We start from the raw sequence: 12,444 nt of genomic DNA, 5'->3' as shown, positions 1-12,444 counted from the left end.
ATTGGAATGAAAGTCTTTCATAACCTTCTCCCTTTCTTCTTTTTCTTCATCCGATTAGCAAACTGTTCTTCTTCGTAATCCTCGCCCAGTACATCGGATAACAGGCTAAACAATCCCAAATCGGTATTAGGCGAATGTTCCTGTGAGAGAAACTCAAAAAGGTCTTTTGTCGGTAGGTTGTCTATTTCATTTGCCTTAGAAACAGGGTTATCTTGTATCTTCAATTTGGGTTTATTTCCATTGTTCCACCAATCGTTAAATATATTTGCCGATAGGTTTCTGTCTAAAGCCGAAGCATTCCAAACGCTACGGCTTACGTGGTCAATAAAGGTCATACCGTAAATTCGTCCTTCACTATTACGTCTTACAACTGTATTAATACCCTGCTCGGTCAACTGCTTTTTAAAATCTGTTTCGTTGCTTGTGGTATGTATGGCAAGCTCCACCGTATTTTTTAGAACAGACCTTGCAGGGTTGGCTTTCATTTTCTCTTTGGACTGCTCAAAGTGTTTTTGTAGATGTGCAACGCCTGCATCTTTCCCGAAAAGTGATGCTTTGAACGGATTGCTTACCTTGTTTCCGTTCTCGTCCAATGCCACATAAACCAAACCGTTTACGGTCTGACCGTTGCGCTCGCCTGTGACTTCTTCCGCTGTGATGTTGAAAAGTGATAGTAAAGCATTGTAACTACCCATAGTCGAAAAGTTATAATACTTTGGTAGATGCCGTACTACCGAAGCAATCTGACTTTTTATGTCGCCATTTTTATGATTTACGGGCTTGAAAACTTTATTGGCTTGTTTCTGCTCTTGTTCAGTTGCCTTTTTCATATTATATTTCTGTTCCAAATCCCGACAGATTGCCATTGAGCGTGGATGGTCGTAATCATCGGGGATTTTCCTGCCGTCAATACCTACGCAGGTTGAAACGATATGAATGTGCGTCCGGTCAATGTCCGTATGTTTGAAAACAATATAAGGTTGATTGCTATAACCCATACGCTCCATATATTCCTGTGCCATTTCGGCAAACTGTTCATCGCTGACCTTATCCGCAGGATCTGGGTTCAGCGATATATGCCGTACCGTCTTTTCAGTTTTAATATTTGCAGACAGATACGGCTCAAAGCATTTATTAAAATAGGCTACAGAATACCTGCCGTCCACCGTGTCGGGTATCTTGTTCAGTAACAAAACCGTTCCGTTTTCCTTGTCCACTTTCTGCTGATTGTAAAGAATTGCTCCGTACATATTGCTTCCCTTTCCAATTTTTGCAATCATATTTTTACTCTTTTTTCAGATACTTCTCTTCAAATTCCTGTGTCAAACGGATGACTTCTTTCGTGATTTTTACCAATTCTATGGTTTCTTTTTCCAATTTAAAAAGGTATGTTCCTGCTTTTTTCTCTGAAAAATTGCGGTACAATATCTTCACAATCTGATTATAATTTGTTCCGATTGCTCGGAATTGGTTAAAAAATCGAGTCAATTTTTCGTGATATTCCACCGCATTCATATCAATTTTGACGGTCTTTACCGTCTTCTGAAAGATGCAAGCTGTGATAAAATGAGCAATTACTTTCATTTCTGATTGGTCAAAAAGTGCAAGAAACTTTGCATTATCTTCTGCATTTAGGTTAATGGAATATCGATTGACGGCAGGGTCATTCTTTGGTTTTCTTCCTGTTTTTCTAATCTGTTTTCTATTTATCTCTTCCATAGTAATCCATTTTTAATTTTTAATAAACGTGCGACTTCGGAGCCGTTTCTAGCCCCCTGCAAGGGCAAGTGCTTTTGAGGTGCCGAAATTCATTTCGAGGACCTCAAGAGATAACTTGCTCTGAACAGGGGTTCAGAAAAATCCGTTCTGCAAACGGATTGGAGTTAGCTGAAAAAATCAGTCGCTTTAAATACAAATTTCGACAAGAGTATTTGAATAACAGCTATTTACAATCTGGACAATGAACGCCAAATAGTGCCTTTGAGTGCCACTTTTTTTTAGTTGGCACATATCTCCTTTTATTTGTCCCGTCGATAAACAAACTGCACAGTCAGCAAAACGCAAGAACGGCATTACGTTGCTCCCAATGGTTAAAAAGACAAGCAGTAGTGCAATGCACTGTAATGGTAGCCGATGCTTTGACACACAGGAGCTAAGACAATAAAAATTGCATTTGCACAATATTATTTGAGAACGGGCAACAAAATTTACAGACACATAAACATAAAAATCATGGACAGAGACAAAGAAAAAAAAGTAACGCCCGATCTGGATGAAAATGCGTTAATGAACCTAATGGTCGATGGGGTAAGAAAGGAAGGTTTTAATATTCCCGAGGAAGAAAAACCCATTGAACAGTCCGAAAAAGAAAAACCTGTCAAAAGAGAGCGTAGCCGTACCAAAGGAATCAGCACGGCTGAATACGAAGAAATATTCTTCAGGGAAGTGAAAAGCACCGCACGGCATGGGAAATCGGTCTATATCAATCCCGACCACCATAAAAAGCTCTCACGTATCATTCAGGTTATCGGGGATGACAACATTACCATCTATGCGTATCTAAGTAATTTACTGGATCATCATTTCGGGGAATTTGAACAGCAGATAACAGAAAGCTTCAACGAAAAGAACAAACCTATTTTTTAGACGGTTATTCAGCCTTATCTATTCGACCGATCGGAGTAAAAACAGGTACAAAGTAGACAATGAAAGCCAAACAGTGCCACTGACTGCCACTTTGGGCAAAGGCTTCGTTTTCGGGATTAAATTCCCGAAAAACGAAAAATTATGTTATACAAAGAAACAGTAAGCAGTGAGATGTGGGAACTTCTCCAAAAGCTGATGAAAGATGAAATGTTGAAAGATTTTGTACTGGTCGGTGGAACTGCACTCGCTTTACGATTGGGGCATCGATTAAGTATTGATATAGACCTGTTCACTACCAAAGATTTTGATTCAAGAACAATGATTAGGTATTTACACGATGCATATGGTGCTGAACTAAAACAGAGCAGACTTGATAATAATACGGTACTTACCTATATCAACGATATAAAAGTTGATCTGATCACCCACAAGTATCCGCTGTTAAATCCCGTAGAAGAAAAAGACGGAGTCAGGATGATTTCCAATGATGATATAGGTGCAATGAAAATCCATGCTGTTTTTCAGAGCGGAAAAAGATTAAAAGATTTTGTAGATATGTATTTTCTTCTCAATGAAAAAACACTAAAGCATTATCTCCAAGCTTATGAGAAGAAGTATTCAGGAAACGTTTATTGGGCAGCTCATGCGCTATCTTATTTTGGAAATATCGAAAAGGAATATGACGTATCGATGATTAAAGGGAAAGAGAAAAATTGGGAAAAAATATCCGGGCGATTATCGAAAGCCGTAGCTAACCCAGAATTGCAATTTGGAACAATACCAAAGCTGAAAAATAGAAATAACCCTCCTAAAAAAGGTCGGGGATTGTAGTTCAATTCGATAAAAATCATTAAATTTATAGTATGGAAAAGGCAATAAAAGGTATCCTGAAACCTAATCTGCATCCCAAATTCTTTTGGGACACCAATGTAGATAAACTGGATTGGCAAAAAGCCTATCTGTCTGTCATCGCACGAATTATAGAACGTGGCGGACAGGATGAAATTGATGAGATTGTCCGCTTCTATGGATATAAAAAAGTTATTACAGCGGTTCGTGACGAAATCCACTTTCTTCCAAATTACGCAATTGAAGACGCTTTAAAATTCTTTCCAGAATTAAAAAAAGAAGAAATGTACTGTTACCTGAACCGTAAGGACAAGCCTTACCATTGGATATAAATTAATGGATGGATCACTATGGATAAAAAAAACAACAAGGTTGCTCCAGATTTTGACCGTGTGTTTTTTTGGGATTTCGACATTGAAGCAATGGACTTTAGGAAAGCCTATAAGACTATTATTGCCCGTATCATAGAGCGTGGCGGACAGAATGAAATTGATGAACTGATTCGTTTTTATGGTCATGACAAAGTAATTACGGCTATCCGTGACGAAATCTACTTCTTACCTAATTACGCCATTGAAAAGGCTTTGAGGTTCTTCCCTGAACTCAAAAAGGAAGAAATGTACTGTTACCTGAATCGTAAGGATAAACCTTACCATTGGATATAAATCCTCAAAAAATATCTGTTAGTTCCAGATTGTTTCTACCACTGTTCTGCACAAAATCAACAAAGCCTTATCATCTGTCGTTTTTCACTTCAATATTTTACTTTTGTTTAACACTTCAAGAGGTTCCATTACATATATTTTTCTCCACGAATCTTTCCCGTTTTGTTTTATAAATTCTTCAATTATTCGGAATCCTAAATAATATCCGATTGCATCGGGATAGTTCTCTTTAAATTTATAACCTCTATCAGCAAATTTCCTGCTCAACGATTCGTCTTCTTTGTAATAATTTTCTTTTAACAAACTCAAAAGTTCATTTTCATTTTCGGTACAAAATCGATAGTCTTCTTCTGAGTACATCAGTTCTTGGGCAATAGAATATTTTTTTCTGTGATAGAGGTAACTGACATAAGTAGCAAAACCTTCGTCTATGATTCTATGCAAGACTGTATTTCCCTGTGTTTTTAATGTATTAGAGTAAATTTGATGATTTAATTCGTGTGGATAAAGCCTGATGATTCTCTCCGCATTTTTGTTTGATTTATGTGCTAAATCAATTAACATAGTTCCATCATCAAAACCACCTAAATCTGCCCAGGCGGGACCATATAGTATATTCCATTCACCTTTTGCAAAGTGACCTGTAAATTTATACATTGCAATTGCAGTTTCATTTAATTTTGAAGTCAAAAGGTCAGGGTTTATAATTTGCGAACTTTTATTCCAACTATCAATCTGATTAATTCCTTTTTCATTAATCCAATCTAAAAATACTTCTTCATCTCCGAGATAACCATTCCAAAACTTTTTATTTGGCTTATAAATTGAGTCGAGGAGAACCTGATTTCTTTCAAGTAAATTAGAGTTTTTAAATTTATTAAGAATCGAAAGTTGGCTTGTGCCGATATCAATAATTCTTAAATTTTCTTTGGATGCTTTTTGATTTTTTTGTGAATAACAAGAAGTAAGTAGTAGAATTAATAAAATATAATTTAATTTTTTCATGCAGTTTGTTTTAGTAAAACGACAGGTGACTCAAAAATACAGGCATTACGTATTTATTTTATGCTTATGCACTCGTCAATGACACAACAAATTTAGGAAATATATAAAATCCAAAATCAATAAAGCGGTGTTCTTTTTGCTTCTTTTTCTTGCTCCGCAACTTATACAAGAAAAAGAAGTCACGACATATCCTTCAGGAACACATGTCGTATTGTGCATCTCAACTGATTGTATATACCCGTAAAACCCTCTAAAAAAATATTTCCAAAACAAAAAAAGAGAAAAAAAAGAAAGCAGATAAACAGAATGGGCAATGCAGAACCAAAAGGAAACGGAATAAGTCCCGAAGGGTGAAAAAGAAAAAAGAATTTGATGTTTTCTTTTTCATTATGCCGTAAGCTTTTGGGTGGCTAGTGCGTGGGGTTGCCCATTCCAACTTAGCTGCCTTTTTATCCGTTTTGTTTGGAAATATCTTCACTACAATCTCTCCGCTTATGAAAAGCGGATTAATACCTGTTTAAATCCTAGTGGCTCTGAAAGCCACAGAAAGGATAACAGAAAATATGTTCAGCTAAGAAGCGGTGGATATTTTTGTTATGCTTTTCCCTATCCGTCCAAAACTCTTTAATGTGCAGTGGAAATAGGCGTGAAAAATTAAAGTGTTTTGAGGATTAAAATGCATTTGTAATGCCAATGAACGCCAAAAACTGCCACTGAATGCCAAAGGTAAAAGAAGTAATCTATTATGGCTTACATTGGGGGAAATTTTGAATCTATGGCACAAAAAGTAATTACCGACAAAGAGCGGAAAGATAAAGAACAATCCGAGCAAAAAAAGAACACACCTTTTATGCAGGTCGATAAGAACAGCGACCCGATTTCCAATTTCATAGCCAACTTAAGGCGTCAATTCATGCACACAAAAGGTCTGGGACTGGGAAGGCTCTTTGGGGGCAAACGTACTGAACAACAAAAACAGACTGCCGAACCTGAAAGCATAATAGGTGCGACAAAAACAGTTATACATTCGGATTTCAAAAGCGATGAAAAAAGTCAAACCGTGCAGACCAATAAGAAGCCTGCTCTAAAAATGGACAAATCAAACAAAATGCAACAGACTTACCAAAAAAACAAGAAACCAAAGTTGGGATTATAGTCGAGTATTTAGCATCTGAACGCCAAATGCAACCTTTGACTACAACAATACAATGATCTATGTGAATAGCTTTTATTTTCGAGGTTTAAATGATGCAGATATGGAAATAACAGTTTTAGACATTCAGATTTTGAAAGCATTGCACAAGGAAGTAAAGGAAGTTTCCAATATGATTGAGGAAATCACTGCACCCTACAAAGCATTGCAACAGGCAACGAAATGGCTCGACCAGCAGGAAGCCTGCCAACTCCTCAATATCAGCAAAAGAACCTTGCAGACATACAGAGCGAAAGGCATTCTCAGGGCAACGCAAATCAATCGGAAAACTTATTTCAGATTATCCGAAGTGGAGTTACTTATGCAGGGAGAGCGACCATTAAAAAAGCAAAAGAAATGAACCCTGAAAGGCTCCATCTGACCATTAAAAAACAAATAAAAGAACAGATGAAACAGATTGGAAATTCAAACGAAGATATGCTTGCCTTGCTCGAAGCTGTGGTAGGCATAAAAAATGAACTGTTGTATATCAGAGAATATTTCCGCCCATTACTAAAAGGGGAAATATACCTATCAGGCGAACAGGTTTGCGAGATGTTACACATCAGCAAACGAACGTTGCAACAGTACAGGGATGACGGACTGATACCTTTTATCAAGCTCGAAAGGAAAATTCTTTTCCGTGAAAGTGATATTGTAAAAGTATTGGAAGATAATTATCAGCATTAGCGATTAAACCTCGTCATTTGCAAACCCCTTGTTGGTGACGAGTATTTTTTCAAAATAACGAATTGGATTTGCCATTCCTCTAATTTTAGGAACTTCTTTATTCATATATATATCAAGAATTTCTTTTGAAGTAACTTTTGAACCTTCAAAGCCCCATCTTTTTACACCTCTATTTTCAATATCTTGAACCCATTTTTCAGGTTTAAATACCGCTCTTATTACGCCTTTATATTCTGCCAAAACAAAATCTGAATTTTCTGCTCTGTTTCTGTCTAATACCCACCAACCTCTGGTTGCCTCATAAATGTTTGGTCTGTCATAAATAGGGTTCTCACTTTTCTTTTTTCGTTTATTATCGTATGTTTTGTTTATATTGATTACTAAAATGTTATGCTTAATATCTTCGTTTTTTAATACTTCACAATTGTAAAGTATTTCACACTCATTAACAGTTTTAATACCTTGATTAAATGAATAATGTCCTGCAACAATATTTGAAATTTTCGCAATCTCCGCAAAATCCTTAAAAGTTAAAAAATCAATTAAAACAGATTCAACTATTAGCGCTTCATTTTCTTCTAATCCGTGTCTAACTATAAAGTGTTTTACTTTTAGATTTTCTAATTTAATCGCTCTAATAATCTCTAATTTTTCAGTTCCGCTTGGGTTGAATATCGCTTCATTAATATGAAAAAAAACACGATTCCCATAACCTTTTCCAACATAGAATATTTTATTATCTCGTGGGTCTATTAGAATATAAACATAAGATTTTAATTCTTCTTGTGCCTTTTGTGAAAATTGTTCAATCATATTTTGTTGTTTTATTGACTTCAAAAATACAAAAAAGGCAATGCAGTTTCTTGCATTGCCTTTCTTTAATCGCTTTAAATTGGTTTCAGAGTTGCGAAACAAAAGAGCGTTCCATACCCTTAAATTTATGTGAAACCTTTTGCATATCCTTTCCGACTTTCTCGTTGAGTATCTTGGCGTAAATCTGTGTGGTGGCAATATTCTTATGCCCTAACATCTTGCTCAAACTCTCCAACGGAACGCCCTCGCTCAAAAACAAGGTGGCAAACGTATGGCGTGCCAAATGAAAGGTTACTTTCTTTTCTTTCAAGCAGTCGATTTGTTGGGATATTGCACTTAATCTATCGTTGCAGTAGCTGTTAGACGGAACAGGAAAAACCTTGCCGTCCTTTGAAAATCCTACATATTTCTCAATAATCATTTTTGGAATATCCAACAGCATCACGTTTGACGATGTAGCTGTCTTTTTTCTGCGTACAATAATCCACTGGTTACCGTCAAAAAACTCCTGAATATTGCTGTTTTTAAGTCCTTTCATATCCGAATAGGAAAGACCTGTAAAGCAACTGAAAACAAACAGATCTTTAACCAACTCATCTTTCTTTTTCTCACAGTTGAATGTTACAAGCTGTTCCAACTCGTTCCGCAACAAATAACCACGGTCTTTATCCTTTTTAGTATTCTTATACTCGCTGAACGGATTAAAAGCAAGATGCTTTCTGCTCATTGCCAATCGGCAAAGCGTGGTAAATCCAATCATATACAGCCAAATGGTATTGTGTGTTAAACTTTGGTCGTCACGTAGATAATAATCAAAGTCCTGTACAAAATAAGGTGTAAGGTCGTTAAAGGACACATCGGAATAACCGTATTTTGTAAGTGCAAAATTTCGCAGGTGTTTTAAAAGTATTTTGTATTTACTGCATGTGCCATTTACCCGAAGTCCGCTGTTTACCTTTTTTTCATAGTCGGACAGGAACTGTTCATAGAATTTGAAAAAGGTAAGCTCTCCGCTTTCCATACCAAGAAAAGCATTTTTAAGCTTAGCACTGTTTACAGCCCCCTCGTTTTTCAAGATTTTGGAATAACATTCCTCGATACCCGAACGAATTTTGTCAAGTTTGCTGTTTGTGTCCTGGGCTTCTCGGCTTTTACCTAAAACCCTGCCGTACTTCAAATCCCAATTTGATGCAGAAATATCCAACTTGGTACTGAATGCTGACTGTTTACCGTTTACGGTAACCCTGCACATAACCGTAACTTTTCCGTTCTTCTTCGGGGCGTTCTTTTTAAGGTAGAAAAGCACCTTAAATGTTGATTTTTTTGTCGTTTCCATACTCACAATTCTTAATGATAAAATTAAACTTATGTGAGCCACGGAACAATATGAAGAATTACGCAAAAAGCTGAAATACAGTATTTTGAATCGATTGTTTCCGATGTTTAAAAGTAACGTTTTAGTAACCTTACTTTTGCTAATTGTTGCTTTTTCCTGCTTTTTACCACATTACCAAAAAATCATAAAACGGCTGTAAAGCCTTTATTTACAACCGTTTTTCCTGTTTTTAATCTTTGATGTATCTTTACTGAAAATTTATTGTATAAAAAGATTTTTTATTGTAATATTGATATACAAACTACATCTACTTAATGAAAAAGGTTATAATAATTGAGGACCACCCTATCGTTGTCTGTAATCTAAAGTTAGGCTTGCATGGCTACGACGGCGTGGAGGTCGTCGAAACTTACAGCTCGGGCAAATCACTAATGAATTCCACTATCTTAGAGGAAATAGATGTAGCATTGTTAGATATTAATCTCCCTGATCTCAACGGATTTGAAATCAGTAAATACCTCAAAAGCAACTTCCCATCCATAAAAATTATTGGTATTTCTTCGTTTGAAGATTATGAACATATTTCATTATTGCTTGAGAATGGTGCCGATGGTTATATTGTAAAAGGTGCTAAAAACTCTGAAATGCTGGACGCTATAGCCAAGGTCATACAAGGTGAACAGTACTTTTGCAATACAACTCAACATGCGCTGGATATGAAAGCCGTAATGGGTAATAAGGTTCCTCAACTGACAAAACGCGAAAAAAAACTTATTGAACTGGCAAACTCCCACCCTTCTTTAGAATTCATCAGCCAGCAATTGGGTGAGGACCTCGATTCTACCGCTTCTTTTTATAGGTTATTAGTAGAAAAAATCGATTTTTACAATATGGATGTGGACATTACCGTACCAAACGGTATCTAAAATCCAGAACAATAACGCATCCTCATCATAATAGAAGGAGCCTTGCAAATATTTGTTGCAAATGGTCTGTTCTCTCCTATTATTTGCCACATTATCTTATCTTTGCACTTTTAATTATTATTATTTGTGATTGATGTAAATAACGTCTCCGTTTCATTCGGAGGCACAACACTTTTTAGTGGAGTTTCCTTTTCAATAAATGAGAATGACAAAATTGCGCTGATGGGCAAAAATGGTGCGGGTAAATCCACACTGTTGAAAATCATCGCTGGTGTCGGCAAACCTACCACCGGAAATATTGCAGGTCCAAAAGATGCGGTGATCGCCTATCTTCCACAGCATCTCTTGACAGAAGATAATGTATCGGTATTTGAAGAAGCTTCGAAAGCATTTGTCGAAGTCTATCAGATGCGCGATGAATTGGAACAGCTGAATGAGCAACTCACCATTCGTACGGATTATGAATCGGACGATTACATGAAGTTGATAGAGCGCGTTTCCGAATTGAGTGAAAAATTCTATTCCATAGAAGAAACAAATTACGATGAAGAAGTAGAGAAAGTACTGAAGGGATTGGGATTTGACCGTAGTGATTTCACTCGTCCGACATCCGAATTTTCGGGTGGCTGGCGTATGCGCATAGAGCTTGCCAAAATATTGCTCAAAAAACCGGATCTTATCTTATTGGATGAGCCAACCAACCATATGGATATCGAAAGTATACAGTGGTTAGAGGAATTTTTAATGAATTCTGCCAAAGCTGTAATTGTGATATCCCATGACCGTGCTTTTGTAGACAACATTACCAATCGTACCATAGAGGTGACGATGGGCAAAATTTACGACTACAAAGCCAAATATTCACATTATTTGGAATTGCGAAAAGACCGTCGTGCACACCAGCTCAAAGCTTACGAAGAGCAGCAGAAATTCATCGCAGAGAATCAAGAATTTATCGATAGATTCAAGGGCACCTACTCCAAAACTTTGCAAGTACAATCTCGTGTAAAGATGCTGGAGAAATTGGAAATCATTCAGATTGACGAAGTCGATAATTCGGCTTTACGACTGAAGTTTCCTCCATCACCTCGATCTGGCAATTATCCTGTCATTGTTGAAGATCTTTCGAAGTCTTATGGCGATCATGTGGTATTTGAAAAAGCCAATATGGTCATCGAACGTGGACAAAAATTAGCCTTCGTAGGTAAAAATGGTGAAGGTAAATCGACGATGATAAAAGCCATCATGGGCGAAATTGATTTTGAAGGTACGCTGAAAGTCGGCCACAACGCCAAAATCGGTTACTTCGCACAAAACCAAGCATCTCTCTTGGATGGTGAGTTGACGGTTTTTGATACAATCGATCAGATTGCTGTCGGTGATGTCCGTGTTAAGATTAAAGATTTACTTGGCGCTTTTATGTTCAGCGGTGACGATATGAACAAAAAAGTAAAAGTATTATCTGGTGGTGAGCGTACTCGTCTAGCCATGATCAAACTATTATTAGAGCCCGTGAATGTGTTGATTCTGGATGAGCCGACCAATCATTTGGACATGAAAACAAAAGATATTATCAAAGATGCCTTACAAGATTTCGATGGTACATTAATCTTGGTTTCTCACGACCGTGATTTCTTAGATGGATTGGTGACAAAGGTCTTTGAATTTGGAAATAAACGCGTTCGCGAACATTTTGAAGACATTAAAGGATTCTTAGAATACAAAAAAATGAGCAACCTGAAAGATATTGAAAAATAATCTATTTCAGTTTTCAGAGTATATTCCAAAAAGAGTAGTAAAATAAATTTTGCTACTCTTTTTTCATCCACTATACGAGCATACTTGTTATAAGACTGAGAAGGTTAATTTTATATACTAGGATAAAACTTAGGTGAACTTCACCCTCTCCCGCGATAATTAAATCTTATATTTGTACTATGGAACAGCAAAAGAATAATCCTTTACATGGCAAAAGATTGGACACCATACTTGAAGAATTGCTAGCGCATTACGGTGGTTGGGAAGATTTGGGACGCGAAATAAATATCCGTTGTTTCAATGAAAATCCTTCTATCAAGTCATCCCTTACATTCTTACGTAAGACAGCATGGGCCCGTGCAAAAGTTGAACAACTTTACCTGCAGGTGGTCCATAAATAATAGGTGATTCGGCATCTAATTCTCTTTTGCGCTGAGCTACCCTCCTACCTTTTCCCTTCATAATCTTGAAAATACAATGACATGCAAGTCATGTTTTAAGATTATTTTCGCATAAATATTTGTAAATTGGATAATATTAACGGTCTACCATAAGAAACCTATA

Annotated in this window: 15 protein-coding genes; 10 read left to right on the top strand and 5 right to left on the bottom strand. The window is 36.7% G+C overall.

Translation table 11 applies throughout. The features are described 5' to 3' along the window. Window positions 1–17: 17 nt before the first annotated feature. Together mobB and mobA are read right to left on the bottom strand one after the other, a co-directional pair. Window positions 18–1,280 (bottom strand): conjugal transfer protein MobB, encoded by a 1,263-nt coding sequence (gene mobB / locus EDC17_RS05560; RefSeq protein WP_132777158.1) that lies wholly within the window; start codon window positions 1,278–1,280, stop codon window positions 18–20. A gap of 4 nt (window positions 1,281–1,284) precedes the next feature. Further along, on the bottom strand, window positions 1,285–1,719 hold the full coding sequence (mobA, locus tag EDC17_RS05555; RefSeq protein ID WP_132777157.1) for a conjugal transfer protein MobA: 435 nt from the start codon (window positions 1,717–1,719) through the stop codon (window positions 1,285–1,287). Between the two features lie 513 nt (window positions 1,720–2,232). Between mobA and EDC17_RS05550 the strand changes: the two genes are divergently transcribed. From EDC17_RS05550 to EDC17_RS05535, 4 genes are all read left to right on the top strand, one after another. Then, entirely contained in the window at window positions 2,233–2,646 is a 414-nt protein-coding gene (locus EDC17_RS05550; protein ID WP_132777156.1) for a DUF3408 domain-containing protein, read from the top strand. Between the two features lie 141 nt (window positions 2,647–2,787). Beyond that, window positions 2,788–3,477: a nucleotidyl transferase AbiEii/AbiGii toxin family protein gene (locus EDC17_RS05545; protein WP_132777155.1), complete on the top strand. Its 690-nt coding sequence runs from the start codon at window positions 2,788–2,790 to the stop codon at window positions 3,475–3,477. A gap of 32 nt (window positions 3,478–3,509) precedes the next feature. After that, window positions 3,510–3,827: a DUF6922 domain-containing protein gene (locus EDC17_RS05540; RefSeq protein WP_132777154.1), complete on the top strand. Its 318-nt coding sequence runs from the start codon at window positions 3,510–3,512 to the stop codon at window positions 3,825–3,827. Between the two features lie 18 nt (window positions 3,828–3,845). After that, window positions 3,846–4,160 (top strand): DUF6922 domain-containing protein, encoded by a 315-nt coding sequence (locus tag EDC17_RS05535; RefSeq protein ID WP_132777153.1) that lies wholly within the window; start codon window positions 3,846–3,848, stop codon window positions 4,158–4,160. 84 nt (window positions 4,161–4,244) lie between these two features. On the opposite strand, the gene EDC17_RS05530 is transcribed toward EDC17_RS05535, so the two are convergent. Further along, window positions 4,245–5,165 carry a gliding motility protein GldB-related protein gene (locus EDC17_RS05530; RefSeq protein WP_132777152.1) on the bottom strand — a complete coding sequence of 307 codons (921 nt, stop codon included), beginning with the start codon at window positions 5,163–5,165 and terminating at the stop codon, window positions 4,245–4,247. 775 nt (window positions 5,166–5,940) lie between these two features. Here EDC17_RS05530 and EDC17_RS05525 point away from each other — a divergent pair. The 3 genes from EDC17_RS05525 (at window position 5,941) to EDC17_RS05515 (ending at window position 7,047) form a co-directional block, all read left to right on the top strand. After that, a complete protein-coding gene (locus EDC17_RS05525) occupies window positions 5,941–6,321 on the top strand; it encodes a hypothetical protein (protein ID WP_243646055.1) in 381 nt (126 codons plus the stop codon). Between the two features lie 100 nt (window positions 6,322–6,421). Continuing rightward, window positions 6,422–6,718: a helix-turn-helix domain-containing protein gene (locus tag EDC17_RS05520; RefSeq protein ID WP_132777150.1), complete on the top strand. Its 297-nt coding sequence runs from the start codon at window positions 6,422–6,424 to the stop codon at window positions 6,716–6,718. Beyond that, window positions 6,715–7,047 carry a helix-turn-helix domain-containing protein gene (locus EDC17_RS05515; RefSeq protein ID WP_243646054.1) on the top strand — a complete coding sequence of 111 codons (333 nt, stop codon included), beginning with the start codon at window positions 6,715–6,717 and terminating at the stop codon, window positions 7,045–7,047. Before EDC17_RS05520 ends, EDC17_RS05515 begins: the two co-directional genes overlap by 4 nt. A gap of 3 nt (window positions 7,048–7,050) precedes the next feature. Here EDC17_RS05515 and EDC17_RS05510 read toward each other — a convergent pair whose 3' ends face one another. Next, the gene (locus EDC17_RS05510; protein WP_132777149.1) at window positions 7,051–7,860 is read right to left on the bottom strand and encodes an LEM-3-like GIY-YIG domain-containing protein; all 810 of its coding nucleotides are present in this window, start codon (window positions 7,858–7,860) and stop codon (window positions 7,051–7,053) included. Between the two features lie 85 nt (window positions 7,861–7,945). Then, window positions 7,946–9,196, bottom strand: coding sequence for a site-specific integrase (locus EDC17_RS05505; RefSeq protein WP_132777148.1), 1,251 nt, complete (start codon window positions 9,194–9,196; stop codon window positions 7,946–7,948). Window positions 9,197–9,510: 314 nt separating this feature from the next. On the opposite strand from EDC17_RS05505, the gene EDC17_RS05500 reads away from it, so the two are divergent. The 3 genes from EDC17_RS05500 to EDC17_RS05490 all read left to right on the top strand — a co-directional run bounded on the left by EDC17_RS05500 (window position 9,511) and on the right by EDC17_RS05490 (window position 12,281). Beyond that, complete coding sequence (locus tag EDC17_RS05500; protein ID WP_132777147.1) at window positions 9,511–10,122, top strand: response regulator; 612 nt, start codon at window positions 9,511–9,513, stop codon at window positions 10,120–10,122. A 126-nt stretch (window positions 10,123–10,248) separates the two neighbouring features. Then, window positions 10,249–11,880, top strand: a complete 1,632-nt coding sequence (locus tag EDC17_RS05495; protein ID WP_132777146.1) for an ABC-F family ATP-binding cassette domain-containing protein — start codon at window positions 10,249–10,251, stop codon at window positions 11,878–11,880. A 179-nt stretch (window positions 11,881–12,059) separates the two neighbouring features. Further along, window positions 12,060–12,281, top strand: a complete 222-nt coding sequence (locus EDC17_RS05490) for a VF530 family protein (protein ID WP_132777145.1) — start codon at window positions 12,060–12,062, stop codon at window positions 12,279–12,281. Window positions 12,282–12,444: the final 163 nt, after the last annotated feature.

It is taken from the genome of Sphingobacterium alimentarium, assembly GCF_004342685.1.
Taxonomy (GTDB): domain Bacteria; phylum Bacteroidota; class Bacteroidia; order Sphingobacteriales; family Sphingobacteriaceae; genus Sphingobacterium; species Sphingobacterium alimentarium.
This window is presented reverse-complemented; position numbering and strand designations above follow the sequence as displayed.

Coding starts and splice junctions, on each gene's coding strand:
- mobA (WP_132777157.1), bottom strand. CDS start 1,719: ATGGAAGAGATAAATAGAAAACAGATTAGAAAAACAGGAAGAAAACCA.
- EDC17_RS05530 (WP_132777152.1), bottom strand. CDS start 5,165: ATGAAAAAATTAAATTATATTTTATTAATTCTACTACTTACTTCTTGT.
- EDC17_RS05545 (WP_132777155.1), top strand. CDS start 2,788: ATGTTATACAAAGAAACAGTAAGCAGTGAGATGTGGGAACTTCTCCAA.
- EDC17_RS05515 (WP_243646054.1), top strand. CDS start 6,715: ATGAACCCTGAAAGGCTCCATCTGACCATTAAAAAACAAATAAAAGAA.
- EDC17_RS05500 (WP_132777147.1), top strand. CDS start 9,511: ATGAAAAAGGTTATAATAATTGAGGACCACCCTATCGTTGTCTGTAAT.
- EDC17_RS05520 (WP_132777150.1), top strand. CDS start 6,422: ATGGAAATAACAGTTTTAGACATTCAGATTTTGAAAGCATTGCACAAG.
- EDC17_RS05490 (WP_132777145.1), top strand. CDS start 12,060: ATGGAACAGCAAAAGAATAATCCTTTACATGGCAAAAGATTGGACACC.
- mobB (WP_132777158.1), bottom strand. CDS start 1,280: ATGATTGCAAAAATTGGAAAGGGAAGCAATATGTACGGAGCAATTCTT.
- EDC17_RS05550 (WP_132777156.1), top strand. CDS start 2,233: ATGGACAGAGACAAAGAAAAAAAAGTAACGCCCGATCTGGATGAAAAT.
- EDC17_RS05525 (WP_243646055.1), top strand. CDS start 5,941: ATGGCACAAAAAGTAATTACCGACAAAGAGCGGAAAGATAAAGAACAA.
- EDC17_RS05540 (WP_132777154.1), top strand. CDS start 3,510: ATGGAAAAGGCAATAAAAGGTATCCTGAAACCTAATCTGCATCCCAAA.
- EDC17_RS05505 (WP_132777148.1), bottom strand. CDS start 9,196: ATGGAAACGACAAAAAAATCAACATTTAAGGTGCTTTTCTACCTTAAA.
- EDC17_RS05535 (WP_132777153.1), top strand. CDS start 3,846: ATGGATAAAAAAAACAACAAGGTTGCTCCAGATTTTGACCGTGTGTTT.
- EDC17_RS05510 (WP_132777149.1), bottom strand. CDS start 7,860: ATGATTGAACAATTTTCACAAAAGGCACAAGAAGAATTAAAATCTTAT.